Annotated in this window: 12 protein-coding genes, 1 tRNA gene, 1 rRNA gene and 3 pseudogenes; 10 read left to right on the top strand and 7 right to left on the bottom strand. The window is 47.1% G+C overall.

Going from position 1 to position 18,611, the window contains the following annotated elements; all coding sequences use genetic code 11:
• Nucleotides 1-143: 143 nt before the first annotated feature.
• The 7 genes and pseudogenes from mnmG to rpmH all read right to left on the bottom strand — a co-directional run bounded on the left by mnmG (nucleotide 144) and on the right by rpmH (nucleotide 6,931).
• Nucleotides 144-2,026: pseudogene (gene mnmG / locus DXA97_RS01810) on the bottom strand (tRNA uridine-5-carboxymethylaminomethyl(34) synthesis enzyme MnmG).
• 90 nt (nucleotides 2,027-2,116) lie between these two features.
• A pseudogene (gene mnmE / locus DXA97_RS01805) lies at nucleotides 2,117-3,504 on the bottom strand (tRNA uridine-5-carboxymethylaminomethyl(34) synthesis GTPase MnmE).
• 155 nt (nucleotides 3,505-3,659) lie between these two features.
• On the bottom strand, nucleotides 3,660-4,781 hold the full coding sequence (gene jag, locus DXA97_RS01800; RefSeq protein WP_118718385.1) for an RNA-binding cell elongation regulator Jag/EloR: 1,122 nt from the start codon (nucleotides 4,779-4,781) through the stop codon (nucleotides 3,660-3,662).
• Between the two features lie 12 nt (nucleotides 4,782-4,793).
• Nucleotides 4,794-6,101, bottom strand: a complete 1,308-nt coding sequence (locus DXA97_RS01795) for a YidC/Oxa1 family membrane protein insertase (RefSeq protein WP_118718384.1) — start codon at nucleotides 6,099-6,101, stop codon at nucleotides 4,794-4,796.
• Nucleotides 6,102-6,120: 19 nt separating this feature from the next.
• On the bottom strand, nucleotides 6,121-6,336 hold the full coding sequence (gene yidD, locus DXA97_RS01790) for a membrane protein insertion efficiency factor YidD (RefSeq protein ID WP_347560216.1): 216 nt from the start codon (nucleotides 6,334-6,336) through the stop codon (nucleotides 6,121-6,123).
• Between the two features lie 25 nt (nucleotides 6,337-6,361).
• The gene (rnpA, locus tag DXA97_RS01785) at nucleotides 6,362-6,706 is read right to left on the bottom strand and encodes a ribonuclease P protein component (protein ID WP_118718382.1); all 345 of its coding nucleotides are present in this window, start codon (nucleotides 6,704-6,706) and stop codon (nucleotides 6,362-6,364) included.
• A 90-nt stretch (nucleotides 6,707-6,796) separates the two neighbouring features.
• Nucleotides 6,797-6,931: a 50S ribosomal protein L34 gene (gene rpmH, locus DXA97_RS01780; protein WP_118532075.1), complete on the bottom strand. Its 135-nt coding sequence runs from the start codon at nucleotides 6,929-6,931 to the stop codon at nucleotides 6,797-6,799.
• Nucleotides 6,932-7,366: 435 nt separating this feature from the next.
• On the opposite strand from rpmH, the pseudogene dnaA reads away from it, so the two are divergent.
• The 10 genes and pseudogenes from dnaA to DXA97_RS01730 all read left to right on the top strand — a co-directional run.
• Nucleotides 7,367-8,745, top strand: a pseudogene (dnaA, locus tag DXA97_RS01775) (chromosomal replication initiator protein DnaA).
• 340 nt (nucleotides 8,746-9,085) lie between these two features.
• Nucleotides 9,086-10,201, top strand: a complete 1,116-nt coding sequence (gene dnaN, locus DXA97_RS01770) for a DNA polymerase III subunit beta (RefSeq protein WP_118718381.1) — start codon at nucleotides 9,086-9,088, stop codon at nucleotides 10,199-10,201.
• A gap of 123 nt (nucleotides 10,202-10,324) precedes the next feature.
• On the top strand, nucleotides 10,325-10,534 hold the full coding sequence (locus DXA97_RS01765) for an RNA-binding S4 domain-containing protein (protein WP_118718380.1): 210 nt from the start codon (nucleotides 10,325-10,327) through the stop codon (nucleotides 10,532-10,534).
• The gene (gene recF, locus DXA97_RS01760) at nucleotides 10,531-11,616 is read left to right on the top strand and encodes a DNA replication/repair protein RecF (RefSeq protein WP_118718379.1); all 1,086 of its coding nucleotides are present in this window, start codon (nucleotides 10,531-10,533) and stop codon (nucleotides 11,614-11,616) included. Before DXA97_RS01765 ends, recF begins: the two co-directional genes overlap by 4 nt.
• Nucleotides 11,617-11,660: 44 nt before the next feature.
• Nucleotides 11,661-13,574, top strand: a complete 1,914-nt coding sequence (gyrB, locus tag DXA97_RS01755; RefSeq protein WP_118544000.1) for a DNA topoisomerase (ATP-hydrolyzing) subunit B — start codon at nucleotides 11,661-11,663, stop codon at nucleotides 13,572-13,574.
• A 109-nt stretch (nucleotides 13,575-13,683) separates the two neighbouring features.
• Nucleotides 13,684-16,200, top strand: coding sequence for a DNA gyrase subunit A (gyrA, locus tag DXA97_RS01750; protein ID WP_118718378.1), 2,517 nt, complete (start codon nucleotides 13,684-13,686; stop codon nucleotides 16,198-16,200).
• A gap of 244 nt (nucleotides 16,201-16,444) precedes the next feature.
• Entirely contained in the window at nucleotides 16,445-17,287 is an 843-nt protein-coding gene (locus tag DXA97_RS01745) for a fumarate hydratase (protein WP_347561434.1), read from the top strand.
• 12 nt (nucleotides 17,288-17,299) lie between these two features.
• Complete coding sequence (locus tag DXA97_RS01740) at nucleotides 17,300-17,857, top strand: Fe-S-containing hydro-lyase (protein WP_118718376.1); 558 nt, start codon at nucleotides 17,300-17,302, stop codon at nucleotides 17,855-17,857.
• A 158-nt stretch (nucleotides 17,858-18,015) separates the two neighbouring features.
• Nucleotides 18,016-18,103: transfer RNA gene (locus DXA97_RS01735), tRNA-Ser, on the top strand.
• Nucleotides 18,104-18,503: 400 nt separating this feature from the next.
• Nucleotides 18,504-18,611: ribosomal RNA gene (locus DXA97_RS01730) — 16S ribosomal RNA — on the top strand; the annotation flags it as partial.

Here is an 18,611-nt window from a genome sequence, read left to right as displayed (position 1 = left end):
GGCAAAGTCTGCCTCTTATAACTGTTTTATACGGAATTTTCAGTTGCATTACATATCGCGGATATACCAGTAATACGTCCGTTGATTCAGAAAATTGTTACTGTTCACACATTGCGCAAACAACAACAATATCCCTTAATCCTTTACTTACTATGTCGCATCTGCTCCAGATGAACCAGAAGCACAGAAATATCTGCCGGGGATACTCCGGAAATACGGGATGCCTGTCCGATCGATGATGGTTTGTACAGGTTTAGCTTCTGCACCGCCTCTTTGCGCAGACTGTTTACCGTACTGTAGTCGAAATCCGGATCCAGTTTTTTCTTCTCCAGCTTCTTAAACTGCGCTACCTGCTGCTGCTGCCGCTTTAAATATCCTTCATATTTAATATTTATGTTAACCTGTTCTGCAGTATCGTATGGCAGTTCTGGCCGCTTCTCATCAAGTTCAGTTAACATAAAATAATCTAGTTCTGGTCTGCGCACAAGCTCTGCGAGTGTTGCACCTGTCTTTAAAAGCGTGCTGTTATGTGCTTCCAGAAACGCCTGTACTCTTGGATTGGCACCTACATATGTTTTTTCCAGACGCTCTGCCTCTGCCTGAATGTCTTTTTCTTTCTGAAGAACCCTTGCATAGGTTTCATCATCGACAAGGCCGATCTCATGGCCGATTCCCCTTAAACGCAGGTCTGCATTGTCCTGACGCAGCAACAGGCGGTACTCCGCACGGGAAGTCATCATACGGTATGGCTCATGGTTCTCTTTTGTCACAAGATCATCGATCAAAACGCCGATGTACGCCTGGGAACGGTCCAGAATAACTGGCTCGCGTCCAAGCACCTTCATAGCGGCATTTATCCCCGCCATAAAGCCCTGCACTGCTGCCTCCTCATAACCGGAGCTTCCGTTAAACTGGCCACCGCTGAACAAACCGCTGATTGCCTTAAACTCCAGAGAAAGCTTTAACTGGCGGGCATTGATGCAGTCATACTCGATCGCATAGGCGTTGCGCACGATCCGCACATGCTCCAGCCCCGGTACCGTCCGGTACATGGCATACTGCACATCTTCCGGCAGAGAGCTGGACATACCGCCCAGATACATCTCATTGGTGTAAAGTCCCTCCGGCTCAATAAATACCTGATGACGTGTCTTATCTGGGAATTTCACTACCTTATCCTCGATGGACGGGCAATAGCGCGGCCCAGTTCCTTCGATCGCACCGGAAAACAGCGGAGAGCGGTCAAGATTATCACGGATGATCTGATGTGTCTCCTCATTGGTGTAGGTCAGCCAGCAGGAAACCTGTTCCTTCTGTACGGACTCTGGATCTGTAGAGAAGGAAAACGGGACAACCCGCTTGTCACCAAACTGCTCTTCCATCTTGGAAAAATCGATGCTGCGGCGGTCTGCACGGGCCGGGGTTCCGGTCTTAAAACGGAACATCTCGATGCCGTTAGCGATCAGGGAATCCGTCAGATGGTTTGCCGGCTGCAGGCCATTCGGCCCTGTTGCATTGCTGACATCGCCATAAATGCAGCGTGCCTTCAAATAAGTTCCGGTGGCCAGTACTACAGCCTTTGCGTGGTAAACCGCTCCGGAATAGGTCTTCACACCGGTAATCTTGTGATCCTCCACAATAATTTCAGATACCTCTGCCTGACGGATGGTCAAATGGTCCGTGTTTTCCATGGTATGACGCATCTGTCTGCTGTAATCCTGCTTGTCTGCCTGCGCACGCAGGGAATGGACTGCAGGTCCCTTAGACTCATTTAACATCTTGGACTGGATAAAGGTCTTATCTATATTTTTTCCCATTTCTCCGCCCAGAGCATCCAGCTCGCGCACTAAATGTCCCTTGGAGCTTCCTCCGATATTCGGGTTACAGGGCATCAAGCAATACTGTCTACACTGACGGTAAACACGATCGTCTCAAGCCCTAGTCTTGCACAGGCCAGCGCTGCCTCACAGCCGGCATGCCCGGCGCCGACAACTACAATATCATACGATTCTTCTAAGTACGGCATATTCTTAATTCCTTCCAGCTAATCTTTCTTACCAGGGAACTGTCTCATCCTCTCACAGTTCCTAAAGCATTCCCACACAACTTAGTAACTTTATTTTCCCATACAGAACTTACCAAAGATCTCATTGACCAGATCATCCTCCACGGCTTCCCCGATAATGGTTCCAAGCTGCTCATACGCGTCCATCAGGTCAATCGTCAGAAAATCCTCCGGCATCTGGTTTTCAATACTCTGCTTTACCATATACAGACTGTTTAATGCATTCTGCAGTGCAGTCTTATGGCGTACATTTGTGATCAGGATCTCATCGTTAAAATCAATGCTTCCCTCATAAAACAGATTCTGGATCGTTTTTTCCAGTTTGTCAATACCGGTCTCCTCTTTCGCTGAGATGGAAATAACCGTCTTGCCAGTCTTCTCCTGCAGCAGTTCTTCGCTGATCACCGTCTCCAGATCTGTTTTGTTTAGCAGCACCACAGCTTTGCGGTCACGGATCAGCTCCATGATCTGGGCATCGTTTTCATCCAGCTCTCTCGATCCATCCACAACATAAATGATCAGATCCGCCTCATCTGCTGCCAGCTTTGCCCTGCTGACACCGATCTGCTCCACCACATCGTCTGTCTCCCGGATGCCAGCTGTGTCGATGATGTTCAGGCTGATACCATGCATGCGAATATGCTCCTCCAGCGTGTCCCGCGTGGTTCCTGCAATATCTGTTACAATTGCACGTTCTTCCCCAAGCAGTACATTCATTAAGGAAGATTTTCCCGCATTTGGTTTTCCCAGAATGACCGTACGGATTCCCTCAGATACCACTCTTCCGCTGTCTGCGGAACGCACCAGCTTTTCTATTTCCCCAGTCATAGTATCCAGCTTTCCAGACAGCTCCTCCTCGTATCCATCCAGGGAAATATGCTCCGGATCGTCCAATGCCGATTCAATAAAAGCGATCTGGTACAGGATCCGCTCCCGTAAATCTTTCACCTTTTTTGATACAGAGCCCTTCAGCTGGCTGACGGAGCTTTTCACTGCGTAATCGTTCTGAGCATTGATCACATCAATGACTGCCTCTGCCTGGGACAGATCGATCCGCCCGTTTAAAAATGCCCGCTTGGTAAATTCTCCCGCTCTGCCGGTCTTGCTCCATATTTAATTACTGTCTCCAGTATTTTTTTCATCACTAAAACACCGCCATGGCAATCAATCTCCACCGTGTCTTCTGCCGTATAGCTGTGCGGCCCCCGCATCAGCATGACCAGCACTTCATCCAGCATCTCGTCCCCATCGTGGATCATTCCATAGTAGATCCGGTGCGATGGCGCTGTGTTTAAATCGAAATTTCCTTTTTTACTCTCAAAAATCCGGCTTACAATCGGAACTGCCTGGTCTCCGCTTACACGGATGATTCCGATTCCGGAACTGCTCATGGCCGTTGCAATGGCCGTGATCGTATCTGAACTTCTATCCTTCAGCATAATTTCCTCCGACCCGGTCTGCACTGACCGGTCCATCCATAAATATAAAAAACGAAAAAGCGGATGCCAGGTGGTGGCCGAACCACTACCAGACACCCGCCTGATGCTTTTCCTTATGCACTACCTGCTGTTCACGTGTACGTGTCCAGCTTTTCTTATGCCTCAGCTTCTTTCACTGCAGCCTCTTTTTTCTCTGCAGCTGCTTCTGCTTTCGGCGCTTTGTTTTCTGCGTTTCTTCCTCTTCCACGGTTATCGCGGCGGGAACCATAACGCTCTTTTCTTCCATTTCCCGCCGGTACCTCTTTCTTTAAAGAAATGACAACATGGCGGAACGGATCTTCACCCTCACTTCTTGTCATAACGTATTTATCGTTCTGAAGTGCGGAATGAATGATTCTTCTCTCATACGGATTCATCGGCTCTAAGGATACCGGATGCTTGGTCCGCTTTACCTTGTAAGAAATATTTTTCGCCAGATTTTCCAGCGTCTCTTTTCTTCTCTCGCGGTAATTCTCTGTATCAAGCTTTACACGTAAATAGCCTTCGGTCTCCTTATTTACAACCAGGCTTACCAGATACTGTAAGGAATCCAGTGTCTGGCCACGTTTTCCGATGAGGATTCCCATGTCATCACCTTCCATGGAAACCAGAAGCTCCCGGTCGCTGGCATTGTATACTGTCTCGATGGAAACCTGCATTCCCATCGCGCCAAATACCTGCTCCAGGAATTCCTTCGCTGCTTTTTTTACAGCATCCTCGTTGATCTTTACAGAAGCCTTCTTCGGCATTTCCTCAGAGGCAGCTTCCTGTGCTGTCTCCGGTGCAGCTACTGCCTCATGCTTTGCTGCCGCTTTTTCGGAAACCGGAGCCTTCATTGCAGGTGCTGCTTCTGCCTTCTTTGTTTTAACAGCTTCTGTCTTTCTGGCCTCTTCTGCATTTCTGGCAGCCTTGGCCTGCGCAGCCTTCTTCGCTGCTTCGGCAGCTTTTTGTGCTTCCGCCTTTTTCGCTTCGGCAGCTTTTTGTGCTTCCGCCTTTTTCGCTTCAGCAGCTTTTTGGGCCTCCAGCTTCTTTGCCTCAGCCAGCTCCTTCTCCTCCGCCTCACTCATCACATGGGCACGGATGATACAGGGTTTCTTACCAAAGATGCCAAGCAGACCAGCGCTCTCCTTCTGTACAACTTCATAATGAAGATGCTCACTGGTCGTCTGCAGTTCAATCAATGCTTTTGTGATTGCCTCGTCCAATGTATTGGCAGAGATTGTAATCTTCCCATCCATGGTGTTACCCCCTTATTTATTATTGTGTTTTTCGTTATATCTGGCAACCATGTTTGCCTTAGATGCCAGACTGCCAGGCTTCGCATTCTTATTATAATAGCTGTTAGCCTGCTCTACCTGCTTTTTGGTCTTCTCGATCTTCTCGGCACGCTCTGCCTCCTCCTTCGCTGCAACAGCCTCCATATGCTTCAGGCTTGCAGTCGCATTCTGGTTCACCTTCTGAGGCGGAAGACCTTTTTTCGCGCGTTTCTTGTTTGCCTTCTCCACATTCTTGCGGATCAGCTCATCCATATCCACCTTATTCAGGTAAGAATTTACGATCAGCTGCTGCAGAAGCTGGAACGCACTGCTGGCTACCCAGTAGATACCGATCGCTGCCGGGAAGGTAAAGCAGAAAAATACAGACATAAGCGGCATGGTAACGTTCATGCTCTGCATCATCTGGGAGCCCATATCTTCCTCATTATTCTTCTTCGGCTGGGATGCCATCATCAGCTTGGTGCTGGCGTACTGGGTTAAACCTGCCAGAATCGGGATCAGCCATGCCAGGTTCGGCACAAAGCTTCCGTTAAACGGGTTCGATGACAGGTTGATACCAAGGAAGGTGTTCATCTTCTCGATGGTAGCCGCATTGTCTGCAATGACAGATGCTGCACCCGGGAATGCCTGCGCTAAATCTCCCCACTGTGCCGGATTCAGCTTATAAAGGATATCGACCATTTTATTGGCCAGCGCCTCACCGCTTACCCCGGTCAGGTCTCCGATCGGGTTCACTCCTGTTAATGCGATATTGTGGTCAGTCGCAAACTGCAGCAGGCTTGCTGCTGCTCCCTCAGTCAGGGAAGACGCGGAAGAAGTTCCGGTCAGTGCATAAACCACATTTAAAAAATGCTCCTTTACCGGCATAACATAAGCCGGAATACAGTAGATCACGCGGTACAGTGCAAACAGAATCGGCATCTGGATCACAAGCTGGAGACATCCTCCAGTCATGGACGTGCCGTATTTTTCATAAACAGCCTTCGTCTCCACGTTCATCTTCATCATGGAGTCATTGTCTTTCTTACCCTTGTACTTTGCCTGGATCGCCTGCAGCTCAGGCTGCATGACAGCCATCAGCTTGGATGCCTTCTGCTGCTTGATCGTCAATGGGAACATCAGTACTTTCACAACTAAGGTAAATAAAATAATAGATAAACCAATGTTCAGGATACCAAAGGAATTGGTAAACTCAACCAGTATATTCAGGATCCAACCCAGGATCTGGGAAATCGGACCAAGAATCGCCCCATGAACCTTCGTTAATACTAAGTAATCCAATGTGCTACCTCCTCATGTGTTACGGAACTGGGTCATAACCGCCTTCTGCCCATGGATGACACCGGAGTATCCTCTTCACAGACAACCATAAACCTTTCACCACGCCGTACCTGGTAAGTGCCTCAATGGCGTATTGGGAGCACGTCGGCGTGTAAATACAGTGAGTTCTTACTTTTAACGGGGATAAAAAAATCTGGTACCCGCGTATCATTAATATAAGAAGCTTTTTGATCAGATCCATAATCCTGCTTATCATATTCTCACTTCGATTCTCTTATAATGTTATGCAGTCCGCACAGGTGCATAAATGCACGTTCAATTGTCTTGTAATCTGAGTCTTTCGCAGCAGCTCTCGCTACCACAACGATGTCTAATCCTTCTTCCAATGTGTCCCGGTTCAGCCGGAAACTTTCCCGAACCAGACGGGCCAGATGATGTCTCACCACGCTGTTTCCAACCTTTTTACTGACCGATATTCCAATACGGGACTGCTGCCCCCCGGTCTTTTTTACATACATGACCAACTGTCTGTTGGCATAGGATTTCGCAGTGCGGTAAATTGCCTGGAAATCAGAATTCTTTTTAATACTCGGAAATCGTTTCATCTTCTATTACCACCATACCACTACTTTTTCATCTGGTAATACAAAATACAAAAGGTCACAATTTCTTGTGACCTTCAATTCAATGATTCATTAAGCGGATAATTTCGCTCTTCCTTTTGCTCTTCTTGCAGCTAATACTTTTCTTCCACCTGGAGTACTCATTCTAGCTCTGAAGCCATGAACCTTAGATCTCTGTCTATTTTTCGGCTGGAAAGTCATCTTCATGTTGCGGCACCTCCTTTTTTACATCGCTTATTTGATTGAACACATTACGACTATTTTAATTAAACATCTTCTCAATTATATAGAAAACATGCGGGTTCGTCAAGCCTTTTCTTAAAAAAGAATCCGCAGGAAATCCACAAAAAATAAAGGATCTCCAAAGACCTCCCACACACAACCTGTTGATATTGTGAATAAGTTATCCACAACTTGTGGATAAGTCTGTTGATAATTTTCACAAAACGGCTAAGATTTTTCGGTTTTCATTGAAAAACAGCCGTTTATGGTATACAATGTTTCTAGATTGGGTGCTCTCGCATATCCACAAACAGGCCCATTTTTTTCCACATACACTGTGGATAGCTTACGCCGGATTTTAATTCTGATCATGGCCGCACAGCAACCACCCGTATAGATTAAGTACAGGAGACTGAAAGAATGTTAGAAACACTGAAAGAAAAATGGAACGACATACTGAAATATTTAAAAGAAGAATATGAGATCTCCGATGTCTCCTTCGATACCTGGCTTCTCCCATTGGAGGTCTATGCCTTAGAGCAGCCGGGAAACATCGTGAAGATCATCGTTCCGGATGCCAATTTCCTCGGATATATTAAGAAGAAATACAGTGTCATGCTGAAAGTATCCATTGAAGAAGTTACCGGCATCAAGTGTGATACGGTCCAGTTTCTTGTGGAGGAAGACATTGTTCCGGAACCGGCATCTGCAAACCAGCTGATTCAGAATAATACCAATACGGTAAGCCCGGCCACCCTGCAGAACGCCAACTTAAACCCGAAGTATACCTTCGATACCTTCGTGGTCGGTGCCAATAACAACCTGGCACATGCTGCATCCCTGGCCGTTGCCGAATCTCCGGGAGAGATTTACAACCCGCTTTTCATTTATGGAGGCGTAGGTCTTGGAAAAACGCACCTGATGCACTCCATTGCAAACTTTATTTTAAAAAACAACCCGAAAGCCAAGATCCTTTACGTTACTTCCGAGAAATTTACCAATGAGCTGATCGATGCGATCCGTAATAAAAACAACATTTCCACCACGGAATTCCGCGAAAAATACCGCAACAACGATGTACTTCTGATCGATGATATCCAGTTCATCATTGGTAAGGAAAGTACCCAGGAGGAATTTTTCCACACCTTCAATGCACTTCACGAGGCCAAAAAACAGATCATTATTCTTCTGATAAACCTCCGAAGGAAATTGAAACCCTGGAAGAACGCCTGCGTTCCCGTTTCGAATGGGGCCTGACGGTCGATATCCAGTCTCCGGATTACGAAACCCGTATGGCAATCCTCCGCAAAAAAGAGGAAATGGAAGGCTACAATATAGATAATGAAGTAATTAAGTATATTGCGACCAACATCAAATCCAATATCCGTGAGCTGGAAGGTGCCCTCACCAAGATTGTTGCCCTTTCCAAGCTGGAAAAGAACCGTGAGATCGACATTGAGCTGGCTGAAAAAGCACTGAAAGACATCATTGCTCCGGGTGATAAGCAGGAGGTTACCCCGGAATTCATCATCCAGATCGTTGCCGATCATTTTAACCTTACCCCGCTCGACATTATGTCCGCAAAGCGCAGCAAGGAAATCGTTTACCCGCGCCAGATCGTCATGTATTTGTGCCGTACCATGACAGAAACCGGCCTGCAAAATATCGGTAAAGCTCTGGGCGGCCGTGATCATACCACGATCCTTCATGGCATTAAGACCATCAGCGCAGACCTGGAGAAGAATCCATCTCTCCAGAATACGATTGATATTTTAAAGAAAAAAATCAGTCCTCAGTAAATTAGTTAACATAAAGCTTAGCTTGGTTGACATAAAACATGCCACAGCCCCCTTTTCCAGTTATACACATTTTTCTGTGGAAAAGCAGTGGATTCCCTGTGGGTATTCTGTGGACGCTTTTCAAGACAATTTTTTCCATTTTTCCACTTGTGGATAACCTCCCAGTCATCCAGAAGATTCAGGAGAGTTTTCAACAGTCTTATTCACGCCCGGAAATCCTTTTATTTTCTGGGCTGAACAGGCTTTTACACAAATCCACATCCCCTACTACGATTACGACGGAATTTTATTTTATATATCTTTAAAAAGACTTTGAACCGACAGAAAGGAAGTTATCAACATGAAGCTCGAATTTAAGAAAGACTCTCTCTTAAATGGAATCAATATTGTATCCAAGGCAATTCCATCCAGAACAACCATGTCCATCCTCGAGTGCATTCTGATTGATGCCGACACCAATGAGATTAAGCTTACCGGTAATGATATGGAACTGGGAATTGAGACAAAAGTAGAAGGTTCCATCCTCGAACGCGGTAAAATTGCACTGGAAGCAAAGCTTTTTTCTGAAATTATCAGAAAACTTCCAGATGGCGATACGCCCGTATCGATTACTTCTGATAATCATTTTAATACGGTCATTGAATGTGAGAATGCAGTATTCAATATCCAGGGCCGGGACGGCGAAGAATTTTCTTATTTACCTTATATTGAGCGGGACCAGCATATCAGTCTGAGCCAGTTTACCTTAAAAGAAGCAATCCGGCAGACTATTTTCTCCATCTCTCCAAATGACAGCAATAAGATGATGGCGGGCGAGCTTCTGGAAGTGAAAGATGATTTTCTCAAGGTGGTTTCCCTGGACGGACACCGGATCTCCATCCGCAACATTCAGCTGAAAGAACATTATGATAACCATAAGGTTATAGTTCCGGGTAAGACACTTTCTGAGATCAGTAAGATCCTGACAGGTGACAATGAAAAAGAGGTTCTTATTTATTTCAGCAAAAATCACATTTTATTTGAATTCGATGATACTGTAGTGGTTTCCCGCCTGATCGAAGGCGAGTACTTTAAGATTGACCATATGCTTTCCAGCGATTATGAGACCCGTGTAAAGATCAATAAACGTGATTTTATGGATAATATCGACCGCGCGATGATCCTGATCCGCGACAGTGACCGCAAACCGATCATCATGAATGTAGAAGATAATAATCTGAACATGAGGGTGAAGTCCGCATTCGGTTCTATGAATGCCAATGTTCCGGCACACAAATCCGGTAAAGATATCATGATCGCATTCAATCCGAAATTCTTGCTGGATGCGCTTCGTGTCATTGACGATGAGGATGTGGAGCTTTACATGATGAACCCGAAGTCCCCATGCTTTATCAAGGATGAAGAAGGAACCTATATTTATCTGATCCTGCCTGTAAACTTTATCAATGAAGCATAAAACCATGAGGGCACCAGGGTGCTATAAAGCATCGGCAAAATCCGTTGCTGTTTGCGCAAAGCGTGAACAGCAGCGTACAAATGGATACGAAACAGAGCAAACAGAGGTTTAGAGAGGAAAATTATGGAAATCATTAAACTGAGAGATGAATATATCAAGCTTGGCCAGGCCTTAAAGGCAGCTGGTCTTTGCGAATCTGGCGTCGATGCCAAGTATGCGATCGAGGACGGACTGGTAAAGGTAAACGGAAATGTAGAGTACCAGCGTGGCAAAAAACTTCACGACGGCGATGAAGTAACTTTTCAGGGAGAGACTATCCGGATTACATTATGATCATAGAGTCCATTGAGCTTCAGAATTACCGGAATTACGATCAATTACATATGGAGTTTTCTCCGGGCACCAATATTCTTTACGGGAACAATGCCCAGGGAAAGACGAACATTTTAGAGGCAGTTTATGTCTGCTGCACCACCAAATCACACCGTGGCAGCAAGGACCGGGAGATGATCCAGTTCCAGAATGATGAATCCCATATTAAGCTTACGGTGCGCAAGCGGGATGTCCCGTACCGCATCGATATGCATTTAAAGAAAAATAAGGCAAAGGGTGTGGCGATCAACGGGATTCCGATCCGGAAAGCCAGTGAGCTGTTTGGGATTGTGAATGTGGTGTTTTTCTCACCGGAGGACTTAAACCTGATTAAAAACGGTCCGGCGGAGCGGCGCAAATTCATTGACCTGGAATTGTGCCAGTTAAATAAGCTTTACGTGCACTCTCTGGTGTCCTACAACCGGGTCCTGCTGCAGCGGAATAAGCTTCTGAAAGAACTGTTCTTTCATCCGGAATATGAAGGAACCCTGGATGTGTGGGATATGCAGCTAGTCCAGTATGGAAAAGAAGTGATCCGCTTCCGGGAAGAATTTATCGGACAGCTCAATGAGATCATTTCTGAGATTCACCAGAAGCTGTCCGGCGGAAAAGAAAACTTAAGGATCGTGTACGATCCCAATTCCCAGGCAGAGGAGCTGGAAGCAGGCATTGCCAGAAGCCGCAGCCAGGATGTGAAACAGAAGACAACCCTGGTGGGTCCGCACCGGGATGACATTGGTTTTTACACCGGTGATATCGATATCCGGAAATTTGGTTCCCAGGGACAGCAGCGCACTGCGGCGCTGTCGTTAAAGCTGGCAGAGATTGAGCTTGTAAAAAAGCTGGTGCGCGATTACCCCATCCTTTTACTGGATGATGTTCTTTCTGAGCTGGACGGGGAACGGCAGAACCATCTTCTGTCTGCGATCGATCATATCCAGACAATGATCACCTGTACCGGATTGGAGGATTTTGTAAATAACCGTTTTCAGATGGATAAGCTGTTTTGCGTGGTAAACGGAACCGTGACCAGTGAAAACTGACGATAGATAAGCAATAGAGATATTTTTGACTAGGAGGAAATAACATGAGTGCAGAATACGGAGCAGACCAGATTCAGATCCTGGAAGGGCTGGAAGCGGTCCGGAAGAGACCTGGTATGTATATTGGCAGCACTTCGTCCAGGGGACTTCATCACCTGGTTTATGAGATTGTAGATAATGCGGTAGATGAAGCTCTGGCCGGTTACTGTGACAGAATTGACGTCACGATCCATGAAGACAATTCCATCACGGTACTGGATGATGGTCGCGGCATTCCGGTCGGCATTCAGAAAAAAGCCGGTATTCCTGCGGTAGAGGTTGTCTTTACGATCCTTCATGCCGGCGGCAAATTCGGTGGTGGGGGATACAAGGTATCCGGCGGTCTGCATGGCGTAGGCGCGTCGGTTGTAAATGCTCTCTCTACCTGGCTGGAGGTACGTGTTTACCAGGATGGCAAGATCTACCAGCAGCGCTATGAGCGTGGTAAGGTGATGTATCCGTTAAAGGTAGTTGGGGAATGCGATGCGGACAAACACGGAACCGAGGTTCATTTCCTGCCAGACCCGGAAATTTTCGAAGAGACCGTATATGATTTCGATATCCTGCGTATCCGTCTTCAGGAGACTGCGTTTTTAACCAAGGCATTAAAGATCACTCTGCGGGACGACCGGGAAGAAAAGAAAGAAAAAGTATTCCATTATGAGGGTGGTATCCAGGAATTTGTTACCTACTTAAACAAGGGCAAGGCAGCGCTCTACGATAATGTGATTTACTGTGAAGGCACCAGAGACGGTGTGTTTGTTGAGGTTGCCATGCAGCATAACGATTCTTATACCGAGAACATCTATACCTTCGTAAATAACGTAAATACCCCGGAGGGTGGTACCCATCTGGCTGGTTTAAAAAATGCGCTGACCAAGACCATCAACGATTATGCCCGCAAGAATAAGCTGTTAAAGGACAGCGAGCCGAATTTAAGCGGTGAAGATATCCGTGAGGGTTTAACTGCGATCGTCAGCATCAAGATCGAGGAGCCGCAGTTTGAGGGCCAGACCAAGCAGAAGCTTGGAAACAGCGAGGCCATGGGAGCGGTAAACAGCATCGTCAGTGAGCAGCTGACGTACTTCTTAGAGCAGAATCCTGCTGCAGCCAAGACCATCTGCGAGAAATCTGTTCTGGCCCAGCGTGCCCGTGCCGCAGCGAGAAAGGCCCGTGACTTAACCAGAAGAAAGACTGCATTAGAGGGAATGGCACTTCCGGGCAAGCTGGCAGACTGTTCCAACAAGGATCCGGAAAAATGTGAGATCTTTATCGTAGAGGGAGACTCCGCAGGCGGTTCTGCGAAGACAGCCCGCTCCAGAGATACCCAGGCGATCCTGCCGCTGCGCGGTAAGATTTTAAATGTGGAGAAGGCAAGACTGGACAAGATCTATGCCAATGCGGAGATCAAGGCGATGATCACGGCATTCGGAACCGGAATCCATGACGATTTCGATATTTCCAAGCTGCGTTATCACAAGATCATCATCATGACCGATGCGGATGTAGACGGAGCTCATATCAGTACCCTGATGCTGACCTTCTTATACCGCTTCATGCCAGAGCTGATCAAGCAGGGGCATGTATACCTGGCACAGCCGCCGTTATACAAACTGGAAAAGAATAAAAAGATCTGGTACGCTTACAGCGATGAAGAACTGGCTTCGATCATCAAAGAAGTGGGACGAGACAATAACAATAAAATCCAGCGTTACAAAGGTCTGGGAGAGATGGATGCAGAGCAGCTCTGGGAGACCACCATGGATCCGGAGCGCCGTATCCTGCTTCGTGTCAACATGGACGACGATGTGGCATCCGAGCTGGATCTGACCTTTACCACCTTAATGGGTGACCAGGTTGAGCCGCGCCGTGAGTTTATCGAGGCAAACGCAAAATATGTACAGAATCTGGACATCTAACTGGGCAGTGCAAGGCTTTGGGCAGCAGGCAGCTGTTCATGGCCTACAGTATTCTGCAGGATGCCGGACGGATATGCAACCGTAACAATGAGACAACAAGGAGAACAATATGGAACCAAATATTTTTGATAAAGTTCACGATATAGATTTGAAATCCACGATGGAAAAATCCTATATCGACTATGCCATGAGCGTTATCGCGTCCCGTGCCCTGCCGGATGTGCGGGACGGTTTAAAGCCGGTTCAGCGCCGCGTGCTTTATTCCATGATCGAGCTGAATAATGGACCGGATAAGCCACACAGAAAATGCGCGCGTATCGTCGGCGATACCATGGGTAAATATCACCCGCATGGTGACAGCTCTATCTATGGAGCTCTTGTAAATATGGCACAGGAATGGTCTACCCGCTATCCGCTGGTAGACGGGCATGGAAACTTTGGTTCCGTGGATGGCGATGGTGCGGCTGCGATGCGATATACTGAGGCCCGCTTAAGCAAGATCTCCATGGAGATGCTGGCAGATATCGGAAAAGACACCGTTGATTTTATACCAAACTTCGATGAGACCGAGAAAGAGCCGGTTGTGCTCCCGGCCCGGTATCCGAACCTGTTAGTGAATGGTACCACTGGTATTGCAGTCGGTATGGCAACCAATATTCCGCCTCACAATCTGCGTGAAGTCATTGGTGCTGTCGTAAAGCTGATTGACAATCGCATTGAGGAAGACCGCGACACGACCCTGGAAGAAATCTTAGAGATCGTAAAAGGACCGGACTTTCCGACCGGCGCAACGATCCTTGGAAAAGCAGGCATTGAGGAAGCTTACCGCACCGGACGTGGCAAAATCCGGGTACGTGCGGTATCCGATATCGAGACGATGCCGAACGGCAAGAGCCGTATTGTAGTGACGGAACTTCCGTATCTGGTTAACAAAGCAAGACTGATCGAGAAGATCGCAGAGCTGGTAAAGGAAAAACGGATCGACGGAATTACCGATCTGCGCGATGAGTCTGACCGTCAGGGTATGCGCATTGTTATCGAGCTGCGCCGTGACGTCAATGCAAACGTGATTTTAAACCAGTTATTAAAGCATACCCAGCTGCAGGATACCTTTGGTGTCATCATGCTGGCCCTGGTCGATAACCAGCCGAAGGTATTAAATCTGCTTGAGATGCTGACTTACTATCTGCGTCATCAGGAAGATGTTGTTACCAGAAGAACAAAATACGATTTAAATAAAGCAGAAGAGCGTGCCCACATCTTACAGGGCTTGCTGATCGCCTTAGACCACATCGATGAGGTCATCCGCATCATCCGTGGTTCTGAGAATGTCCAGATCGCAAAGCAGCAGTTGATGGAGCGCTTCGGACTCAGCGATGCCCAGTCCCAGGCAATCGTAGACATGCGTCTGCGTGCACTGACCGGTTTGGAACGGGAAAAGCTGGAAAACGAATACAAAGAACTGATGGCAAAGATCGAGGAGTTAAAGGCAATCCTGGCAGATGAGAAAAAGCTGTTAGGCGTGATCCGTAAGGAAATCCTTGTGATCTCTGACAAGTACGGCGATGACCGTAAGACTGCCATTGGCTTTGACGAGTTTGATATGTCCATGGAGGATCTGATCCCGAATGAGAATACCATCGTGGCGATGACCAAGCTTGGCTACATCAAGCGCATGAGCGTCGACAATTTCAAGAACCAGAACCGCGGCGGCAAGGGAATCAAGGGCATGCAGACGATCGATGAAGATTACATCGAAGACCTGCTCTTGACCAAGACTCACAATTACATTATGTTCTTCACCAACAAAGGCCGCGTATACCGCCTGAAGGCTTACGCAATCCCGGAGGGCAGCAGAACCGCCCGCGGAACTGCGATCATCAATCTTCTGCAGCTGCAGCCGGAGGAGAAGATCACGGCGATCATTCCGGTGAAGGAATACCATGAGACCGATTATCTGTTCATGGCAACCCGCGGCGGCATGGTCAAGAAGACTCCGGTAAAGGAATACGAGAACGTCCGCAAGAACGGTCTTCAGGCAATCGTGCTGAAGGAAAATGATGAGCTGATCGAAGTAAAGGCAACCGATAATACGAAAGATATCTTCCTGGTAACGAAGAAGGGACAGTGCATCCGCTTCCATGAGACCGATGTGCGCGTAACCGGCCGTGTATCCATGGGTGTGATCGGTATGAAGCTGAATGAAGGCGATGAAGTAGTCGGCATGCAGATGGATACCCAGGGTGAAAAGCTTTTGATCGTTTCTGAGAACGGTATGGGCAAACGGACCCCGATCGAGGAGTTCACGGCACAGAACCGTGGCGGTAAAGGTGTGCTCTGTTACAAGATCACCGAAAAGACCGGTGATATCGTAGGTGCAAAGCTGGTACACGACGATCATGACATTATGATGATCACGAACGAGGGCGTTGTGATTCGTATTTCCGTAGAGGATATTTCTGTAATCGGCCGGAACACTTCCGGTGTCAAGCTGATGAACATCGATCCGGATTCTGATATCCGCGTAGCAAGCATCGCGAAGGTGCGGGATGACGGAGCAAAATCCGAGGGAGATGGAATCGAAGATCTGGAACTTTCCGAACAAGAAACAGATCAGCAGGAATAAAGAACAGGGTCTGGTTCTTATAAGAATAAAATTAAAAGGCAAGTAAACGAGGATGCTGCCGGCTGTTTTCCCTGAAAAAATAAGAGGGAAGGGCAGTTGGCAGCATTTTTATGTTCCATAGGAAATTGGAACGCAGAGTGCGCTCGGAGCAAAGGCAGATGGCTGCAAAAGCAATCGCGCCTCGGTGCGGGCATGTGCCAAGACACATTGATTTTCACATTTAATAGGAGATGGTCAGAAGATGATAAGAACAGTAAACGTAAGTGAAATTACAGCTGCAGTAAAAGAAATGTGTATCGAAGCCAATCATTTTTTGTCAGAAGATATGGCAGAGCGGATGAAGCTGGCAGTAGAGCAGGAAGAATCACCGCTTGGAAAACAGATTTTAAACCAGCTGCAGGAAAACCTTAAGATTGCAGGTGCGGATATGATCCCGATCTGTCAGGACACCGGAATGGCAGTTGTATTTATCAAGATAGGCCAGGATGTGCATTTGGAAGGCGGCAGCCTGACCGATGCCATCAACCAGGGCGTACACGATGGTTATGTAGATGGCTTTTTGAGAAAGTCCGTTGTGAAGGATCCGATCTTAAGAGAAAATACGAAGGATAATACTCCGGCTATCATTCATTATGAGATTGTGGAGGGTGACCGTATCGATATCACGCTGGCACCAAAAGGCTTTGGCAGTGAGAATATGAGCCGCGTCTTTATGCTGAAGCCGGCAGACGGAATCGAGGGCGTAAAGAATGCCATTCTGACGGCAGTAAAGGATGCCGGTCCGAACGCATGCCCGCCTATGGTTGTGGGTGTAGGAATTGGCGGCACCTTTGAGAAATGCGCCATCATGGCAAAGCATGCCCTGACCAGAAATCTGCATGAGCATTCCGAGGTTCCTTATGTAGCAGACCTGGAAAAAGAAATGCTGGAGCGCATCAACGGATTGGGAATCGGACCGGGAGGCCTGGGCGGACGTGTAACAGCATTATCCGTGAATATCGAGACCTATCCGACCCATATTGCCGGACTTCCAGTTGCAATTAATATCTGTTGTCATGTAAACCGTCACGCACACCGTGTATTATAGAAGGAGATTCCTATGGACAGAAAAATTCAGGTACCGATCAGCAAAGAAGATGCAAAAAGTCTGAGAGCAGGGGACTATGTATACCTGACCGGAACGATTTATACCGCAAGAGATGCTGCTCATAAACGGATGCAGGAAGCACTGGATGCAGGAAAGCCGCTTCCCATTGATATGGAGCGCAATGTCATTTATTATATGGGACCTTCACCGGCCAGGGAGGGCAGACCGATCGGCTCAGCAGGACCGACTACCGCAAGCCGCATGGATAAGTATGCTCCGAAATTAATTGATCTGGGACTCGGTGCCATGATCGGAAAGGGAAAAAGAAGCCAGGCGGTGATCGATGCGGTCGTAAGAAATAGCTGTGTTTATTTTGCTGCAGTCGGAGGCGCAGGTGCACTGCTTTCCAAATGCATCCTTTCCTCCGAAGTGATCGCGTATGATGATCTGGGAACCGAGGCAATCCGCAAACTGGAGGTAAAGGATTTTCCTGTGATCGTTGTCATTGATTCAGAGGGAAATAACCTGTATGAAACCGCAATCCGCTCTTATTCGCGTGCTGCGCAATAGCAGCGGGATCTTGCCGATGCTGTGCATTTCAAACCGGCAAGATCTGCTGCGAAATTTTTTTGAAAATGTTGTTGACAAAGTGGAGTCCGTGCTATATAATAGGCAATGCGTCTGAAAACGTAAGTTGAAGCGCAAGATCATATGGAATTATGAAATTTGGAGAAATACTCAAGAGGCCGAAGAGGCGCCCCTGCTAAGGGTGTAGGTCGGGCAACCGGCGCGAGGGTTCAAATCCCTCTTTCTCCGCTCTATTCCAGATGATTCTTTTTTTCTCTGAAAGACAAAAAAGTCTGGAAAGAAAAATAAAAAAAGTTGTTGACAAAAGCGAAAACATCTGATAAGATATAACACGCTGCTGAAAACAGCAAAGCGAATCTGAAAAGATTCAAAAAGAAATTTAAAAAAGTTGTTGACAAAAGCTTGAAGCTGTGCTAAACTATCAAAGTTGCCGCTGAGAGCGAGACAACAAGATGAACCTTGAAAATGAAAGATTGAACAGTGTTTAAAACCCTGAAAATTCTAATAAAAAAGAGTCCTGGTTGGACATCTTTGAATGAGAAAATTCAGAACAAAAACAAACCAAACAACAGTAGAACGGTTTAAACAATTAGCTAGTGGTTAATTTTTGAACCGGGAAACAAACTTTTTATTTGAGAGTTTGATCCTGGCTCAGGATGAACGCTGGCGGCGTGCTTAACACATGCAAGTCGAGCGAAGCACTTATGAAAGATTCTTCGGATGATTTCATTTGTGA

Origin of the sequence: Clostridium sp. OF09-36, assembly GCF_003481985.1 — a bacterium.
Lineage (GTDB): Bacteria > Bacillota > Clostridia > Lachnospirales > Lachnospiraceae > Brotaphodocola.
The sequence above is the reverse complement of the archived record's forward strand: the minus strand, read 5'-3'. Positions and strand labels throughout refer to the sequence as shown.